We start from the raw sequence: 16,738 nt of genomic DNA, 5'->3' as shown, positions 1-16,738 counted from the left end.
TTGCGATTTTCGCGATAATGCGCGGCTCAAGTTTAACCCGGTGGGCCAGCTAATGCTTAATCGGGTATTCGTTCTGTTTAAATATTGTTCGCTTTCGCACGCTCTGCTGTCATCAAGGAAGCCTTTCGCCCCGTGATTATTTTCCGTTACCTCTGCCGCGAGCTGCTGTTCGCCACGCTGGCGGTCAGCGCAGTCCTGCTGTTGATGGTGATGAGTGGGCGCTTTGTAAAGTACCTGGCCGAGGCTGCGGCCGGGGACCTGTCCGCCTCGATCCTGTTCCCGGTAATGGGATACCGCCTGCCGGGATTCCTGGAAGTACTGCTGCCGATGGGTTTTTTCCTCGGCATCCTGCTGGCATACGGACGCCTCTATATCGAGAGTGAAATGACGGTGCTGCACGCCTGCGGTTTCAGTGAGCGGCGCCTGCTCACCTATACCCTGGCGCCAGCTTTGCTGGTAGCGCTGGTAGTGGCTTCCATGAGCCTCTACCTGACCCCGACAGGGCTGGAGCGTTCGTCCGGCCTGCTGACAGCCGATAAGTCCCGCAATGAGTTCGATCACCTGGTGCCGCGGAAGTTTGTGGCGACTGAAGGGGGCAAGGCGGTCTATTACGCGGATTCGCTCAGCGATGACAAGTCCACAATGCACGAGGTGTTCCTCGCCGAACTGGGTTCCGCCCGGGCGCAGACGGAGACCGACTACCAGGTGGTGATCTTCGCGCGCGAGGGCGTGCAGCAGATAGACCCGGACACAGGCCTGCGGTACCTGGTGCTACGCGACGGGTATCGCTACGAGGGCGTGCCCGGCCAGCGCGACTACCGGCTGATGAGGTTCTCCAGCTATGAAACGCTGCTGGAGATGCCGCGCTTGCGGGAGCGGGAGAGCGATCGCATAGAGAGCGCGTCGACGATGGACCTGTGGCGCAGTGACGACCCCCGGGAGCGGGCCAACCTGCACTGGCGCTTCAGCCTGCCCGCGCTGGTGCTGGTGCTCGCGGTGCTCGCGGTGCCCCTGAGCCGCACCAATCCGCGCCAGGGGCGCTACCTGAAAATGATTCCCGCGGTGCTCCTGTACATCGTCTACCTGTATGCCCTGATCTGGGTCCGTGGCGCGGTCGAGGACGGCGAGATCGAAACGCCTGCCTCCATGTGGCTGGTCCACCCGCCATTCCTCATCCTCGGGCTGCTGCTCCTCGGCGGCGGCGGGTTCCGGCGCAGCCCCAGGCGGGCCGACGCCGGTAAGGGGAAGCGCAGTAATGGTTAAGCTGGATTTCTATATCGGGCGCACGGTGGCGGCGGCAGTACTGGCGGTACTGCTGGTGATTCTCGGCCTCGACATGATCTTTGCCTATATGGACGAGCTGCAGGATGTCGACGGCAACTACCAGCCGGCCGATGTGGTGCAGTACCTGCTGTGGACAATCCCGGACCGGGTATACGAGTACCTGGGCTTTGCCGCACTGGTCGGCTGCATGATCGGGCTCGGCACCCTCGCCGGCACCAGTGAGCTGACGGTGATGCGCGCCGCCGGTGTCTCTATCGGCAGGCTGGCCTGGGCGGTGATGAAACCGGTGTTATTGCTGATCCTGCTGGGCCTGGTGCTGGCGGAATTCGTGATCCCGCACACCAGCCAGGCAGCCGAAACGCGCAAGGCAATCGCCCTGGGTGAGCTGCAGCGCGGCGGCCTGGAGCAGGGCCTGTGGCTGCGTGAGGGCGGGGAATTTGTCCATTTCAACGCCGCCATGCCCAGTGGCGACCTGTTCGGGATTACCCGCTATCGCTTCGGCAGTGAGCGTGACCTGGAACGCGTGGTGTTCTCCGAGCGCGGCCTCTTCACCGACGATGAATGGGCGCTGGTCAATAATCGTTCGACACGCTTTACCGAGGAGCAGGCGATTGCCGAGCGCAGCGAGCGTAGCTCCTGGGAGACCGATATCTCGCCAGAGCTGTTTTCACTGGTGGTACCGTTGCCGTCCGACCTGTCACCCCGCAACCTCTGGTCCTATGGTCGCTTCCTCGACAGCAAGGGCGAGGATGCCAGCCGCTACTGGCTGGAGTTCTGGAAAAAGCTGTTGCAGCCGCTCACCATCGCCAGCCTGGTGCTGGTGGCGATCTCGTTTATTTTCGGGCCGCTGCGAGAGGTCACTACCGGGCTGCGGGTGTTTACCGGCGTCATGGTAGGGGTCGTGTTCCAGACCCTGCAGGATATGCTCGGCCCGTCCTCGCTGGTGTTCGGCTTTCCTCCCTTCGTGGCGGTGCTGGTGCCGATCCTGCTATGTTTCGGTCTCGGCTGGATGTTGTTGCGGCGGGCGCGCTAGCGGATTGACCGCCAGGTGTTCCCGCCGCGTCCTGCATCGGGGGGAACCGTTCTTATTTTTTCTTTTTGGGAAGCACACGGACCTGGCTGCCTGACGCCAGGTCGTGCCAGCTGGCGCCGTCCGCCCGGGTCCAGGCCCAGAAGAAGCCCGCCCCCAGGCAGCCCAGGGACAGGGGCGCTACCAGGGCGCGCAGTGCACACTGGCGCCAGCTGAGCTGGACGCCATCCGGCGTGGCCAGTAACAGGCGCCATGCGCGCATGCCGATGGTCTGGCCCGCCGCGCGCCAGGACCAGATGAAATAGGCCGCAATCACCGTCACTGCGCCCAGCTGGTAAAGTGGGCCACCCACGCATGGCGTGTAATCCAGCGCCTGCGGTTCGCAGTTCAGGCCGACCACTGCGGATGCCACCAGGAGCGCCAGAAAGCCATACACCATCAGCAGGCCGAGTACGATCAGGAAATCGTAGAGCAGGGCTGCGAGGCGCCGGCCCACGCCAGCCAGGGGTAGGTCACTGAACGTTGCGGGTTGTCTTGGGGTTGTCACGGCAGGCTCCGCCAGGTTGAACTGGCGGAGATTCTAACAAACTGTCGCTTCCGGTGGGGTCCGGGTTTGTCTCAGAACTCGTACTCGAAACTCACCTTGAACTTGTCGTCGGACAGGCGGACGTCATAGTCCATCGCCTTGCCGATCCTACCGTGCCCGGTCGAGTAGCGCAGCAGGGGGTTGCTCGAGTTGCGCTTGTTCTGCTCGCGATAGGTGTCCCAGCCCATTTTCAGGATCTGGTTGAGCGCGCGGCCGCCCATGGTGGGCTTGAACTTGTCCGGATGCGTATGGGTCTGCAGCCACTGGTAATTCAGCTGGCGCTGCACGTTGCTCATGGAGTTGTTGCGGAGATTGTCGGCAGCCTGGTAGAGGGACGTATTGTCCAGGGCGAAGGCACTGTCGACGAAAAACGCGTTGTCAGCCTGCAGGTTCAGTGCGTTACTGGAATCCGGGATGAAGAGGTCGTCGGCGAGGCTGGCAGCAGGAAGCAGAAACAGGCAGAGCACCACCGAGCGGTGCCTGGAGGTACGGAAACGAGTACTGCAGAGTTCCATTGGATCTACCCCGAGGGTGTCTGTTTTCCTTTGCGGTGACTTAGAACCGCTGTTTTTATTATGGCTCACCCAATTCAACACGTTGTATCTCACAGGCTCGCCCGTCGTTGCAACCAGTAAATGTGGACTCAGCGGGTGCTGCAGTCACTCTTCGCTGCAGGCCGCACCAGTACTTACATCGCTGATTGTTGACCAGCCTTGCCCGGCGGTGCGGAGCGGTGCGTCAAAGTTTTTTTATGGCCGCAATATGGCGGACCCCTCGTTTTTATAAAAACATGATCTAGTTAACACTGCTGCCAGACGCTAAAGTCATCGCCCCGTGGTCCGACCTCAAGTTCCAATCAGATAGCGGGGTGCTGACAACGCTGTCTTTCGCCTTGTTTTTGATCCCGGGGATAGCAAGCAGGGAAGCAGCCTCAGGCTGAGGGAGGGAAGGGGGGAGCCCCCCACGGGGAAATGGGCAAGGTTGGCCGGGATTGAAAATTTCTCAGTCGTCGGAGTTGCCGCTGAGTAGCCATCCCCCACCTGCACCGAATAGCCGATGCGGCCGCCCTTCCAGCAGCGGGGCTACAATTGCCCCATCGGTGCCCAGCCTGCGGCTGGCGATGGTGCCCTCGCCTATGGGCCGGGTCCTGGCGCCGGTGTTGCCTTCCCAACTTGCCAGATTTTTCTTTCGCTGAATTCGGAATCAGTCATGGCCGGGCTTTTATTCACCTTGGAGAAGACGCACGCCAAGTGTACCGTGGACGGAATAAGGGAATAAGAGAGTAAAACCAAGATGCCCCGCCAGATGGTCTTCGATTACGTGATTGTCGGTGCCGGCTCTGCCGGCTGCGTGCTGGCCAACCGCCTAAGCGCCGACGAGCAGAACCGGGTCTGTCTCCTCGAGGCCGGCCGCCGCGACCGCAGCATGCTGATCAGCATGCCGGCCGGCATCAGCTACCTGGTGCCGGGCCGGCGCTACAACCTGCATCACCACACCGAGCCACAGCCGCACCTGAACGAGCGCCGGCTATTGTGGCCGCGTGGCAGAACCCTGGGGGGGAGCAGCGCCATCAACGCAATGATCTACATTCGCGGTAACGGCGCGGATTACGATGCCTGGGAAGCGGCTGGCAACCCGGGATGGGGCTGGCGCGACATGCTGCCTTATTTCCTGATGGCCGAGGGCAACGAACGTGGCAGCGATGCCCATCACAGTGGCTATGGGCCACTGGCGGTCTCGGACCTGAAATGGAAAAGCGAGGCGGGCCGCGCCTTCCTGCGGGCGGCGCAGAAGGCCGGCCACCGGCTCAACAACGATTTCAACGGCAGCCAGCAGAGCGGCGTGGGTTTCTACCAGGTAACCCAGCGTCGCGGCCGGCGTTGCTCGTCGGCGGCGGCTTACCTGCACCCGGTAATAAACCGGCCGAACCTGGACGTGTTCACCGGCAGCCAAGTGGCACGCCTGCTGTTCCATGGCGACAGGGTCATCGGCGTCGAGTTACTGAATGGCAAGCGCATCATCGCCAACCGCGAGGTGATACTCAGCGCCGGAGCCATCCAGTCGCCGCAGTTGCTGTTGCTCTCGGGAATAGGCGATGAGGTGGAATTGGGCAGGCTGGGCATTGTGCCCCAGGCCCACCTCCCCGGCGTAGGCCACAACCTTCAGGATCACCTTGACGTAACCCAGGTGGTGGAGGCCAACGCCCCGGTGACTTTCTCCAATTCCCTCTGGCCGCTGCTGAAAACATCGCTGCGCCTGCCGGAGATGTGGCTGCTCAACCGCGGGCCGCTGACCAGTAATGTGGCCGAGGCCGGCGGGTTTGCGAGTTCCAGCCTCGCGGCTGGCGAGCCGGACGTACAGTTCCATTTCTGCGCCGCGCCCCTGTTCGACCACGGCCTGCGGAAGCCCGGTGGCTATGGCTATTCACTGCACGCCTGCGCGCTGCGGCCCCGGAGCCGCGGGCGAATCTCCCTCGCCAGCGCGGATCCCGGCGCGCTGCCCCGCATCGAGCCGAATTACCTCAGTGAACCTGAGGACATGCAGGTGCTGGTGGAGGGCTTCGAGATGGCGCGGGATATTCTCGGGCAGGCGGATCTCAAGCGTTACCACAAGCGCTGGTGGAGCCCACAGGAGTGCCTGACCGATCGCCCCCGGATCGAGTCATTCATCCGCGAAAGGGCCGAGAGTATTTATCACCCCGTCGGCACCTGTAAAATGGGCGCCGACGAGCTGGCCGTCGTGGACAGCGAACTGCGGGTCCGCGGTGTGGGGGGATTGCGCGTGGTTGACGCATCGATCATGCCGACGCTGGTAAGTGGCAATACCAACGCCCCGGTTATTGCGATCGCGGAAAAAGCGGCGGACATGATCCTGGAGAAAGAGCCTGCGAAGGCGCGCCCGGCCGAGGTGGCAGAGAGAGAATGATCTGGTTGTGTCCCGTATGCCAGTTGGCGGTTGAAAGTGAGCGCGGAGCCTGGCGCTGCGACAATGGCCACAGTTTCGATTGCGCCCGCGAGGGGTACGTCAACCTGCTGCCGGCAAATCGCAAGCGCAGCCGCGAACCTGGCGATTCGGCCGAGATGCTGCGCGCGCGCCACCGCTTGCTGGAGGCGGGGTACTACCGCCCGCTGGCCGACGCCATAACAGCCCTGTTGCCCTATGTCAGCGGCCGCCAGCTGCTGGATATCGGTTGTGGCGAGGGGTTTTATACGCGCCAGTTGCAACGTTCGGGCTGGCCTGCCGACGCGCTGGGCGGTATCGATATCTCCAAGGCCGGTATACGGCTGGCTGCAAAAAACGCCCCCGGCACCCAGTATGTGGTGGCCAGCAGTTATGCCATCCCGGTGGCGACAGACAGCGTCGATCACCTGCTGAGGGTATTTGCACCCGCCGCCGACAGTGAGCTGCAGCGGGTCCTGAACCCCGGCGGCACATTGCTTGACGTGGCGCCCGGTCCCGCCCACCTGTGGTCGCTCAAGCGCGCGCTCTATGCGGAGCCCCGCGAGCATGCGCCGCCCAGGCCGGTCGAGGGATTTGCGCCGGAGGTGGACATGCGCTGCAGCTTCCGTTTCGCGCTCGAGGGGCAGGGGGCGGTGTCGGACTTCCTGGCCATGACTCCCTTTGCCTGGAAGGGGGACAGCGGCGCCCGCGAGGAGCTGGAACGGCGCGAGCGGCTGGAGCTCGAGGCGGATTTTGTACTGCGCCGGCTGGTCTGCCGGGCCTGAACCTGAAGTTGTAAGGGAGACTATGGCAACGCCAAGGGATTACACATTCATGCGCCAGGCCCTGGAGCTGGCCCGCATCGCCGCAGAGCGCGGCGAGGTGCCGGTAGGGGCAGTGCTGGTGCGGGAGGGGCAGGTGATCGGCGAGGGCAGTAACCGGCCCATCGGCAATTGTGACCCCAGCGCCCATGCCGAGGTCGTAGCACTGCGGCGGGCGGCGGAGAAAGAACAGAACTACCGGCTACCCGGAACCACCCTCTATGTCACCATCGAGCCCTGCACCATGTGTTTCGGGACCATGATGCACGCCCGGGTCGCGCGGCTCGTTTACGGCGCCCGCGAGCCCCGCGCCGGGGTTATCGAGAGCCAGTTACAGCTGTCAGAGGCAGACTTCTTCAACCATCGTATCGCTGTGGAGGGGGGGGTGATGGCCGAAGAGGCCAGCGGGCTGGTACAAGAATTCTTCCGCGGCAGGCGCTGACATGCTGTTGGCCTTCCTGATCAACTCGTTTCTGGTGGCCGCGGCGGTGGTCATTCACCACGAGGCCCTCAACGGGCTGTTCAGGCTTGGCAAGCGAGTCAAGCTGCATCGCAACCCGGCGATCCTGATCGGTGTGTTTGGCGCCCTGCTCGCACATGTGGTGGAGATCTGGCTGTTTGCCCTGGGCTATTTCTATATGGTCCGTTCGGACTATTTCGGTATGCTGCAGGGCAACTTCGACGGTAGCCTGATCGATTGTGCCTATTTCTCGTTTACCACCTACACATCGCTGGGCTTCGGTGACATCGAGCCGCTGGGCCACCTGCGCTTTACCGCCGGTCTCGAGGCGCTGACCGGACTGATGATGATTACCTGGACGGCTTCGTTCATGTTCCTGAAAATGGAGAAGTACTGGGTATTTGATCTGGAGCAAAAGCCCTGACGGGACAGGACGCCAGCTCGCGGCCCCGAACGGCACCAGTGCGCATATTTACCAAGGGCCTGCGGGTCATTCGAGTACCAGGGAGTTTATGAAACCCGGTTTTATCAAGATGGCCCTGATCCTCGGGCTGCTCAGCTGTGTCGGTCCCTTCTCGATTGACATGTACCTGCCCGCACTGCCCGAAATCGCTGCCAGCCTCGGGGCGCCGGTGGAGGCTGTGCAGTACACGCTGATGTCATTTTTCGTGGCGTTCGGGGTCAGCCAGCTGTTCTACGGGCCGGCCTCGGACATGTTCGGGCGCAAGCCACCGCTGTATTTCGGGTTGCTGCTGTTCATGCTGGCATCACTCGGCTGTGCCCTGGCCACGAGTATCGAGTGGCTGATCGGGTTGCGTTTCCTGCAGGGCGTGGGGGCGGCGGCGGTGATGTCGATTCCGCGGGCGATTATCCGGGACCGCTACACCGGTAATGAGGGCACCCGCCTGATGACCACAGTCATGCTGGTCATCTCCATTTCGCCGATGCTGGCACCGCTGGCCGGTAGTGCGGTAATCGCGTCACTGGGCTGGCAGTCGGTATTTGTCGCCGTCGCCGGGGCGGCACTGGCCAGCCTGGCCCTGACACGCTGGGGCCTGGAGGAAACGATGCACGAGGAATACCGCGTGCCATTCCGGCTGGGGGCGATGCTGGAGGCCTTCCGCGTCCTGTTGCGCGATCGCACTTATATGGGCCTGACGCTGATCGGCGGGCTGGGCATGTCGAGTTTCTTTATTTTTATCTCCACGTCTTCGTTCCTTTACACCGGGTATTACGGCCTGTCCCCGACCCAGTTCAGCCTGGCCTTTGCCCTCAATGCACTGGGCTTCTTCACCTCGAGCCAGTTTGCGGCCACCCTGGGAGAGCGATACGGCGCCCAGGCGGTGGTAAGGGTCGCGGTAGCGGGTTTTGCCGCGGCCTCCCTGGTAATGGTGAGCCTGGTAGGTGCGGGCTTCGACAGTTTCCCATTGCTGGTGGGTATGCTGCTTGCCGGTAATACCTGCCTGGGCCTGGTGGTGCCCACCTCCATGGTACTGTCGCTCGATGATCACGGCCCCATCGCAGGCACCGCTGCCGCGTTGGGCGGCGCCATGCAGATGCTGCTGGGGGCGGTGGCGATCGTGCTGGTCAGCCTGGTGTTCGACGGCAGGCCGCTGGCACTGGCTGCGAGCATCGCCATCTGCGGGGTACTTGCCCTGCTGCTGTCGTTGACCACCCTGCGGCGGCCGGAAGTACAGGCGGTAAGGGCCTGAGCCTCCCTTTATTGCCCGCGGGCGCAGGGGCCTGGCTGCGTCGTCAGTCGTCCCTATCCAGGCGCAGCCCCCTCGGGGGCAGGGGACGGTCCTCCACCGGCCAGGCCTCGGTATCAAAGGAGCTGATATCACGGCCCGGGGGGATCCTGGCGTTATCGTAGTCGCGCGCATAATCGGCGTAGACCTTGATCAATTCCTCGCTTGGCGGCGCGGTATCGCGGACTACCTTCAGCGCTTCTGCAGCCTCACGCCACGACCGGACCCGCGCGTACTCCTCGGTTTGCGGTACTTCGAAGTACCGGTAATACTCCACCAGTTTCCAGCGCTGGAAGAAGGGCCCGAAACTGTAGTCGGCGAGCGTCGGCTCGTCGAACAGCAGGCCGCTGTCAGAGCCGAACTCCCGCAGGCGCTCGTTGAACCAGCGCCAGTATTCCAGCGCTTCCTCTTTCAGTTCCTCATCCCTGGACTCCTCCTGGCTGCGCAGCAGGCGGTAGAGCACGGGGATAAAGTTGTCCTCGCCGTAGGTAATCAGCAGCCGGGATATTGCCCGGTGGTAAGGGTCCTCCGGCAAAAGCCGCGGACCCTCGAACACCTCGTCGATATACTCGGAAATCACCTGGCTCTCATACAGCGGGCGCCCGTCGTGGACCAGGGTGGGCACCTTGCCGTTGGGTGACAGTTCCATGAACCAGTCGGGGTAGGGTTTCCTGGTGATATCGAGTTCGTAGGTGTCATGCTCGACGCCCTTGACCGCCAGGGCGATGCGCGAGCGTTGGGCGAAGGGGCAATATTGCCACGTATAAAGAGTGAGACGCACTGTTAGTTCCTCCGGACTGCCACCCCCGTGGGGCAGGCATGTTCCCTGCCGGGCCTCATTTTCATGGCCAGGACCGGCGTCCGAGTCGTTCTGTCGCATCCCCGGGACAGGCCATCTGGTCCAGGCAAGGATATTGTGGCCCCGGCCTGTCGCTGCAGTCGAAGGTGGAGTATAGATGTGAGATTTTGCGCGCCGGCTGGCCGCCGGCGCGGGTGAGGGGTTGAACCGAGTGCCGGTTGTTAGGGCTCAGGTGCAGCTACCGGCCGTGCATTCCCGTCCATGGGGCAGGGCCGTCAATCCTTCAGGATTTCCCGCGCGGCATTGTGTCCCGGAACGCCCGTCACGCCGCCGCCCGGGTGCGTGCCCGAGCCGCAGAGGTAGAGCCCCTTGATCGGCGTGCGGTAATCACTGAAACCCATAAAGGGCCGGTTGCACCAGAGCTGGTCGAGGCCCAGGGCCCCGTGGAATATGTCCCCGCCCACCAGGCCGAATTTGCGCTCCAGGTCCAGCGGTGAGTGGATCTGGCGGGCAATGATCGAATCGCGGAAATTGGGGGCATATTCTGTGACGGTGTCGATAATGGTGTCCGCGGCCTGCTCTCGATAATCGTCCCAGCCCTTGCCGTCCGGCAGCTCCGGTGCAAATTGCTGGCAGAAGAGGCTGGCCACGTGCTGCCCGGCAGGTGCCAGGGTTTCGTCGACCGTGGACGGGATCAGCATTTCCACGATGGGCTTTTTCGACCAGCCGAACTGTTTCGCGTCCAGGTAGGCCTGTTCCAGGTATTGCATGGTGGGGCCGATCACGATGCCGGCCTGGTGGTGTTGCTGTAGCTGCGTGCCGGGGCGACAGGTGAAGTCGGGGAGTTCTGACAGGGCCACGTTCATGCGGAATGTGCCGGAGCCCACCTTGAAGCCCCGAACCCGGCGCTGGAATTCCGGCTCCAGGTGCTGCTCGTCGACAAGCTTGCCGAACAGCAGCTTCGGGCCCACGTTGGAAACCACTTTGTGCGCATGCAGCACCTCGCCGTCGGCCAGCCTCACGCCCTTTGCCTGGCCCCCATCGATAATAACTTCCTCCACCCCGGCTCCGGTAACCACCTCGACGCCAAGGCGCTCGGCCTCTTTCAGCATCGCCTGGGTGATGGCTCCCATTCCACCCACGGCATGGCCCCAGGCGCCTTTCTCTCCGTTGACCTCACCGAAGACGTGGTGCAGCAACACATAGGCAGAGCCGGGGGTACTGGGCGCGCCGTAGTTACCGACTATGGAGTCGAATGCGAATGCCGCCTTGACGTGGTCATTCTCAAACCAGGCGTCGAGCACGTCGGTGGCGCTCTTGGTAAAGAGGTCCAGGGCATCGCGCCGCTGCGCCATGCTCAATTTTTTGGCACGCATCCCGAAGCTGCCGGCGCGCACCAGGTCAACCAGGCCGCCGCCGACGTTGGGCGGGGTGCGCAACAGCTCTTCCCGCAATACATCGGCGACGGTTTCCAGCATTTCATAGAACGCCGGCAGGGCGGCCGCATCCTTTGCGGAGAAGCGTGCTATCTCTGCGCGGGTATCCTCCGGGCTCTTGTAAAACGACAGGCTCTCGCTGCCGGAGAGTGGGAAGAAGTTGGATTGGGGGCGCAGCTTCACCTGCAGGCCGTGTTCGTGCAGGCTCAGGTCGCGGATGATTTTGGGGTTCAGCAGGCTGACCGTGTAGCTGGCCACGGAGTTACGGAATCCGGGGTGGAACTCTTCGGTAACCGCCGCGCCGCCGACGATGTCGCGGCGTTCCAGAACCGTCACCTGTTTTCCCGCCCTGGCCAGGTAACAGGCGCACACCAGGCCGTTGTGGCCACCGCCGACGATCAGTATGTCATTCATTGTTATTCTCTGTACTGCATGGCTGTAGTGAGGTTATGCCAAAGTTGCCCGGAAAAGTGAAGGGCGTCCGGCTCTCGTACTGATGCAGGGGGGGCAGGGAGAGATAGGTAATGGACGAATCCTTACTAGGGGGCATGCGCATGCGCCTTGGGCGCAATCGGTCGAACCGGGGTGCCGGCCCTCACCGGTCGGGCCTGCTACTAAAGCATTTAGGCTTGTGCTGGAAAAGGTCTGTGCAGATTCTCTGCCGGCCGGACTAACCAAAAAAGCTATGGCTTTTTTGGCCCTGCGGGCTTCGCGACCTGAGGTTGCTCGTTGTTGATTGCGCCGCAGGCGCAATCGGTCGAACCGGGGAGCCAATCTCGCCGGCCTCTGGTACCAAACGAAAAAGGCCCGCTATTGGTGCGCGGTGGCCCTGACCCGGCCGGACTAACCAAAAAAGCTGTGGCTTTTTTGGCCCTGCGGGCTTCGCAACCTGGCGGTTGCTCGTTGTTGATTGCGCCGCAGGCGCAATCGGTCGAACCGGGGGTGCCGGTTCTCGCCGACGCTCCGATTCCAAACAAAAAAGGCCCGCGGTTGCGGGCCTTTTTTGTTTGGTACCAGAGGCCGGACTCGAACCGGCACGGGTTTTACCCCAACGGATTTTGAATCCGTCGTGTCTACCAATTTCACCACTCTGGCAGCGGTTTGAGGCTGGTTGGGCCCGCGGGGCGGGGTGCCTCGGATGTGGGGGTCGATTATAGCGATGGGCGGTAGGGGGTCAACCGGATTTGGCGGGGGAGGGGGTTTCGGGTACTCTTCGCGCCACTTCGCAACCACCTAAACTGAACCCATGCGCCGCCAGGATTTTCATTTCGACCTACCCGATGAACTGATCGCCCGCACCCCCGCAAAGGAGCGACGCGGCAGTCGCCTGTTGTGCCTGGACGGGCCCAGTGGGCGGGTGGGGCATCGCCTGTTTGCCGAATTGCCCGACCTGGTGAAGCCCGGCGACCTGCTGGTGTTCAACGACACCCGGGTGATCCCGGCGCGCCTGTATGCGCGCAAGGAAACCGGCGGCCGGCTGGAGATCCTGGTGGAACGGGTACTGGATGAGCGGCGGGTGCTGGCACATGTCCGTTCCAGCAAGTCGCCCAAGCCCGGCAGCCGGCTGCTGCTGGAGGACGACACGCCTGTGGAGATGGTGGCTCGCCACGACGCGCTGTTCGAGCTGGAGTTTCCCGCCGAGGGCGTATTGCCGCTACTGGAGCGGCTGGGGCATATGCCGCTGCCGCCCTATATCGACCGTCCCGACGAGGCGTCCGACCGCGAGCGTTACCAGACGGTTTACAGCCGCGAGCCCGGTGCGGTGGCCGCCCCTACGGCGGGGCTGCACTTCGATGACGAGATGCTGGACACCCTGCGGGACATGGGGGTTGAGACCGCCTTTGTGACCCTGCATGTGGGTGCGGGCACTTTTCAGCCGGTGCGAGTGGACGATATCCACGAGCACCAGATGCACAGCGAGGTGCTGAACGTGCCCGAATCGGTCTGCCGTGCGGTGGCTGACTGCCAGGCCCGCGGTGGCCGGGTGATCGCGGTGGGTACCACCAGTGTGCGGGCGCTGGAGAGCGCCGCGGCCTCGGGTGAGCTGAGGCCCACCGTGGGGGAGACGGACATCTTTATCTTCCCGGGCTACCGCTTCCGCGTCGTGGACCGGCTGATCACCAACTTCCACCTGCCCGAGTCCACGCTGATGATGCTGGTGAGTGCCTTCGCCGGCTACGAGCAGACCATGAACGCCTACCGGGAGGCGGTGAAAGAGCGCTATCGTTTCTTCAGTTACGGGGATGCCATGCTCATCGAGCGCAACCCCGACGTACAGGGCTGGTAGGCGGCCGCTGCCGCCCCACCTGCTGCCAGAATACCTCCCGTCCCGGGAGGTACAGGAATTCACGATTTCGTCAGGAGAATCCCTTGAGTCGCCAGTGTTTTATGGAATTCGAGCTGGATACCAGCGATGGCAAGGCCCGCCGCGGCCGGCTGCGCTTCCCGCGCGGTGTGGTGGAGACCCCGGCCTTTATGCCGGTGGGGACCTACGGCACGGTCAAGGGCATGCTGCCGCGGGACGTGGAGGCCATCGGCGCCCACATCATCCTCGGCAATACCTTCCACCTGATGCTGCGCCCAGGCACCCAGGTGATAGAGGAACACGGCGACCTGCACGACTTTATGCAGTGGCAGGGCCCCATCCTCACCGATTCCGGCGGGTTCCAGGTGTTCAGCCTGGGCAAGATGCGCAAGATCACCGAGGAGGGCGTGTCCTTCAAGTCGCCGGTGGACGGCAGCCCGGTGTTCATGGACCCGGAGGAGTCCATACGCGTACAGCGTTCGCTGGGCTCGGATATCGTGATGATCTTCGACGAGTGCACGCCATACCCGGCCACGCCGGAAGAGGCGCGCAAGTCCATGGAGCTGTCCCTGCGCTGGGCAGAGCGTTCGAAAAAGGCCCACGGTGACAGCCCGTCTGCCCTGTTCGGCATCGTGCAGGGGGGCATGTATCCGGAACTGCGTGATATCTCCCTGCGCGGGCTCACCGAGATCGGCTTCGACGGTTACGCCATCGGCGGCCTGTCGGTGGGCGAGCCCAAGGATGAGATGATCAAGGTCCTCGACCACCTGGCCCACAAGATGCCGGCCGACCGGCCGCGCTACCTGATGGGGGTGGGCAAGCCGGAGGATATCGTCGAGGCGGTGCGCCGGGGCGTGGACATGTTTGACTGTGTCATGCCCACCCGCAACGCCCGCAACGGCCACCTGTTTACCTTCGAGGGGGTGGTGAAGATCCGCAACGCGAAACACCGCCATGAGACCGGCCCGCTGGAGGCGGACTGCGACTGCTATACCTGCCAGCACTTCTCCCGCAGCTACCTGCACCACCTGGACCGCTGCGGTGAGATCCTGGGCTCGCAGCTCAATACCATCCACAACCTGCGCCACTACCAGCGGCTGATGCAGCAGCTGCGCGATGCGATCGCGGGGGGGGACCTGGAGGGGTATGTGGCGAAATTTTATGCAGGCCTGGGGCGGGAGGTGCCGCCGCTGGAGGCATAGTCCCTGCCTTCAGCCGTAGGAGCGGCCGCTGGCCGCGATCGGTGGCCCGGTCTGGATCTATCGCGGCCAGCGGCCGCTCCTACGGGAAGATCTTCTTTCCGGGGGGGTGATTTGTACCCTCAGGCGATCCCCGTATAATCGGCCCCCAATTCGGTGGCGGTGCGCGCCTTGCATTTCCACGGGTGTGCCCGCATATCCTCCGACATTGCCAAGCTTTACCGGCCCGCGGGGCTGAATTACAACAACGAGAGCAGCATGAATCGCTACCCCATCTGGAAGTACCTCCTGATTCTCACCGTCGTGGCCCTCGGCTTCCTTTACGCCGCGCCCAACCTGTACAAGCCGGATCCGGCGGTGCAGATTTCCGGCCAGTCCACCACCATGGAAATCGACCAGCAGCTGCTGGCACGGGCCGAGAAGGCCCTGGATGAGGCGGGAATCGAACACTTCGGCGGCGAAGTGGGAGAAAAGGCTGTGTTGCTGCGGCTGGGCTCGGTAGAGGACCAGCTCCCCGCCAAGCGCGTTATCCAGGAGAGCCTGGGCCACAGTGACTATGTGGTGGCCCTGAACCTGGCTTCCACCACCCCGGAATGGCTGGCTGACCTGGGGGCGAGCCCCATGAAGCTCGGCCTGGACCTGGCCGGCGGGGTGCACTTCCTGATGGAGGTGGATACCGCCACCATCGTGCGCACCAACATGGAAGGCTATGTGCAGGACGTGAAGGCCAAGCTGCGCGCCGCCGACGCCCGCTACCGCAGTGTGTCGCTGGAGGATGATCGCGAGATTGTCGCCCGCTTCCGCAGCGAGGAACTGCGCGACAAGGCCATGTCCACCATGCGCAAGGAATTCCCGGAACTGCAGCTCACCGAGGCCGGCAGCGGTGACAATCTCGAAGTGCGCGCGACCCTGTCCGAGCAGGAGATCAAGCAGCTGGAGGATTATGCCGTCACCCAGAACCTCACCACCCTGCGCAACCGGGTCAATGAGCTCGGCGTGGCCGAGCCCATCGTTCAGCGCCAGGGGCGCAACCGCATCGTGGTGGAGCTGCCGGGCGTGCAGGACACCGCCGAGGCCAAGCGCATCATCGGCAAGACCGCCAACCTGGAATACCGGATGGAGGCGCGTCCCGACACCCTGGTGACCAACAAGGAATATTTCGAGTACCGCAACGAGCAGCAGCGCCAGGCGTATGGCGGTGCCTGGCTCGAGCGCAAGGTGATCATCAAGGGTGACCGGGTCACCAATGCCCGCGTGGGCTACGACGAGAGTGGCCTGCCGCAGGTGAACATCACCCTGGACGCCCGTGGCGGCGAGCTGATGCATCGCGCCACCTGGAAGAATGTCGGCCGTCGTATGGGTACCCTGTTCATCGAGAGCCGCTTCGAGCCCGAAACGGTGGTGGACGACCAGGGCAACGAGACAGTGGTGCAGAAGCGCACCGACGTGAAGAAAATCATCAGCCTGGCTACCGTGCAGAGCGCGCTGGGCCGGCAGTTCCGCATCACCGGGCTGGACAGCGCCGCCGAGGCCCAGGAGCTGGCCCTGCTGCTGCGCGCCGGTGCCCTGGCTGCGCCCATGTACTTCGTGGAAGAGCGGGTGATCGGTCCGTCCCTGGGTGCCGATAACATCCAGGTGGGCGTGAAGTCGGTGCAGATTGGCCTGATCGGTGTACTCATCTTCATGCTCATCTTCTACCGGGTCTTCGGCCTGGCCGCGAATATCGCACTGGCCGTGAACCTGGTGCTGCTGGTGGCGGTGATGTCCATCCTGGGCGCGACCCTGACCCTGCCCGGCATCGCGGGTATCGTGCTGACCGTGGGTATGGCGGTGGACGCCAATGTGCTGATCTTCTCGCGAATACGCGAGGAATTGCGCAACGGCATGCCACCGCAGACGGCGATCAGCGCCGGTTTCGACAACGCCTACAGCACCATCGTGGACGCGAATATCACCACCCTGATTGTGGCGGTGATCCTGTACGCGATCGGTTCCGGCCCGGTGCAGGGCTTTGCGGTAACCCTGTCCATCGGCATCCTGACCTCCATGTTCAGCGCTATCATGGGTACCCGCGCACTGATTAACCTGTTTTACGGCGGTCGCCGTGTGCAGAAGCTGTGGATCTAGGAG

General features: G+C 63.2%; 14 protein-coding genes and 1 tRNA gene. 10 read left to right on the top strand and 5 right to left on the bottom strand.

The annotated features are described in order from the left end of the window. The first annotated feature begins 132 nt into the window (after nt 1-132). Together lptF and lptG are read left to right on the top strand one after the other, a co-directional pair. Nucleotides 133-1,263: an LPS export ABC transporter permease LptF gene (gene lptF / locus BLT26_RS04160; protein WP_091510891.1), complete on the top strand. Its 1,131-nt coding sequence runs from the start codon at nt 133-135 to the stop codon at nt 1,261-1,263. Beyond that, complete coding sequence (gene lptG, locus BLT26_RS04155) at nt 1,256-2,317, top strand: LPS export ABC transporter permease LptG (protein ID WP_091509019.1); 1,062 nt, start codon at nt 1,256-1,258, stop codon at nt 2,315-2,317. Before lptF ends, lptG begins: the two co-directional genes overlap by 8 nt. A gap of 52 nt (nt 2,318-2,369) precedes the next feature. Here lptG and BLT26_RS04150 read toward each other — a convergent pair whose 3' ends face one another. After that, entirely contained in the window at nt 2,370-2,861 is a 492-nt protein-coding gene (locus BLT26_RS04150) for an RDD family protein (RefSeq protein WP_091509016.1), read from the bottom strand. Nucleotides 2,862-2,932: 71 nt separating this feature from the next. Beyond that, nucleotides 2,933-3,415 carry a hypothetical protein gene (locus BLT26_RS04145; protein ID WP_245720586.1) on the bottom strand — a complete coding sequence of 161 codons (483 nt, stop codon included), beginning with the start codon at nt 3,413-3,415 and terminating at the stop codon, nt 2,933-2,935. Between the two features lie 778 nt (nt 3,416-4,193). Here BLT26_RS04145 and BLT26_RS04135 point away from each other — a divergent pair. From BLT26_RS04135 to BLT26_RS04115, 5 genes are all read left to right on the top strand, one after another. Then, on the top strand, nt 4,194-5,825 hold the full coding sequence (locus tag BLT26_RS04135; protein WP_091509010.1) for a GMC family oxidoreductase: 1,632 nt from the start codon (nt 4,194-4,196) through the stop codon (nt 5,823-5,825). After that, nucleotides 5,822-6,625: a putative RNA methyltransferase gene (locus BLT26_RS04130; RefSeq protein WP_091509006.1), complete on the top strand. Its 804-nt coding sequence runs from the start codon at nt 5,822-5,824 to the stop codon at nt 6,623-6,625. Before BLT26_RS04135 ends, BLT26_RS04130 begins: the two co-directional genes overlap by 4 nt. Before the next feature lie 22 nt (nt 6,626-6,647). After that, nucleotides 6,648-7,103 (top strand): tRNA adenosine(34) deaminase TadA, encoded by a 456-nt coding sequence (gene tadA / locus BLT26_RS04125; protein WP_091509003.1) that lies wholly within the window; start codon nt 6,648-6,650, stop codon nt 7,101-7,103. Between the two features lies 1 nt (nt 7,104). Continuing rightward, nucleotides 7,105-7,545 carry a potassium channel family protein gene (locus tag BLT26_RS04120; RefSeq protein WP_091509001.1) on the top strand — a complete coding sequence of 147 codons (441 nt, stop codon included), beginning with the start codon at nt 7,105-7,107 and terminating at the stop codon, nt 7,543-7,545. 88 nt (nt 7,546-7,633) lie between these two features. Next, nucleotides 7,634-8,833, top strand: coding sequence for a multidrug effflux MFS transporter (locus tag BLT26_RS04115; RefSeq protein WP_091508996.1), 1,200 nt, complete (start codon nt 7,634-7,636; stop codon nt 8,831-8,833). A 43-nt stretch (nt 8,834-8,876) separates the two neighbouring features. On the opposite strand, the gene BLT26_RS04110 is transcribed toward BLT26_RS04115, so the two are convergent. The 3 genes from BLT26_RS04110 to BLT26_RS04100 all read right to left on the bottom strand — a co-directional run bounded on the left by BLT26_RS04110 (nt 8,877) and on the right by BLT26_RS04100 (nt 12,199). Then, nucleotides 8,877-9,650 (bottom strand): glutathione S-transferase family protein, encoded by a 774-nt coding sequence (locus BLT26_RS04110; protein WP_175453016.1) that lies wholly within the window; start codon nt 9,648-9,650, stop codon nt 8,877-8,879. A gap of 293 nt (nt 9,651-9,943) precedes the next feature. Then, nucleotides 9,944-11,518, bottom strand: a complete 1,575-nt coding sequence (locus BLT26_RS04105) for a phytoene desaturase family protein (RefSeq protein ID WP_091508988.1) — start codon at nt 11,516-11,518, stop codon at nt 9,944-9,946. 594 nt (nt 11,519-12,112) lie between these two features. Further along, nucleotides 12,113-12,199, bottom strand: a tRNA-Leu gene (locus BLT26_RS04100). Nucleotides 12,200-12,350: 151 nt separating this feature from the next. Here BLT26_RS04100 and queA point away from each other — a divergent pair. From queA to secD, 3 genes are all read left to right on the top strand, one after another. Beyond that, nucleotides 12,351-13,391, top strand: a complete 1,041-nt coding sequence (gene queA / locus BLT26_RS04095; RefSeq protein ID WP_091508984.1) for a tRNA preQ1(34) S-adenosylmethionine ribosyltransferase-isomerase QueA — start codon at nt 12,351-12,353, stop codon at nt 13,389-13,391. 101 nt (nt 13,392-13,492) lie between these two features. Beyond that, nucleotides 13,493-14,611 carry a tRNA guanosine(34) transglycosylase Tgt gene (tgt, locus tag BLT26_RS04090; protein ID WP_425435274.1) on the top strand — a complete coding sequence of 373 codons (1,119 nt, stop codon included), beginning with the start codon at nt 13,493-13,495 and terminating at the stop codon, nt 14,609-14,611. Between the two features lie 255 nt (nt 14,612-14,866). After that, on the top strand, nt 14,867-16,735 hold the full coding sequence (gene secD, locus BLT26_RS04085) for a protein translocase subunit SecD (RefSeq protein WP_091510883.1): 1,869 nt from the start codon (nt 14,867-14,869) through the stop codon (nt 16,733-16,735). Nucleotides 16,736-16,738: the final 3 nt, after the last annotated feature.

It is taken from the genome of Microbulbifer yueqingensis (genome assembly GCF_900100355.1).
Lineage (GTDB): Bacteria > Pseudomonadota > Gammaproteobacteria > Pseudomonadales > Cellvibrionaceae > Microbulbifer > Microbulbifer yueqingensis.
The sequence above is the reverse complement of the archived record's forward strand: the minus strand, read 5'-3'. Positions and strand labels throughout refer to the sequence as shown.

Bases quoted from the DNA above. Each gene is read 5' to 3' on its own strand.
- BLT26_RS04145 (WP_245720586.1), bottom strand. From the start codon at position 3,415: ATGGAACTCTGCAGTACTCGTTTCCGTACCTCCAGGCACCGCTCGGTG.
- BLT26_RS04135 (WP_091509010.1), top strand. From the start codon at position 4,194: ATGCCCCGCCAGATGGTCTTCGATTACGTGATTGTCGGTGCCGGCTCT.
- BLT26_RS04115 (WP_091508996.1), top strand. From the start codon at position 7,634: ATGAAACCCGGTTTTATCAAGATGGCCCTGATCCTCGGGCTGCTCAGC.
- tgt (WP_425435274.1), top strand. From the start codon at position 13,493: ATGGAATTCGAGCTGGATACCAGCGATGGCAAGGCCCGCCGCGGCCGG.
- BLT26_RS04105 (WP_091508988.1), bottom strand. From the start codon at position 11,518: ATGAATGACATACTGATCGTCGGCGGTGGCCACAACGGCCTGGTGTGC.
- tadA (WP_091509003.1), top strand. From the start codon at position 6,648: ATGGCAACGCCAAGGGATTACACATTCATGCGCCAGGCCCTGGAGCTG.
- BLT26_RS04130 (WP_091509006.1), top strand. From the start codon at position 5,822: ATGATCTGGTTGTGTCCCGTATGCCAGTTGGCGGTTGAAAGTGAGCGC.
- secD (WP_091510883.1), top strand. From the start codon at position 14,867: ATGAATCGCTACCCCATCTGGAAGTACCTCCTGATTCTCACCGTCGTG.
- BLT26_RS04120 (WP_091509001.1), top strand. From the start codon at position 7,105: ATGCTGTTGGCCTTCCTGATCAACTCGTTTCTGGTGGCCGCGGCGGTG.
- queA (WP_091508984.1), top strand. From the start codon at position 12,351: ATGCGCCGCCAGGATTTTCATTTCGACCTACCCGATGAACTGATCGCC.
- lptG (WP_091509019.1), top strand. From the start codon at position 1,256: ATGGTTAAGCTGGATTTCTATATCGGGCGCACGGTGGCGGCGGCAGTA.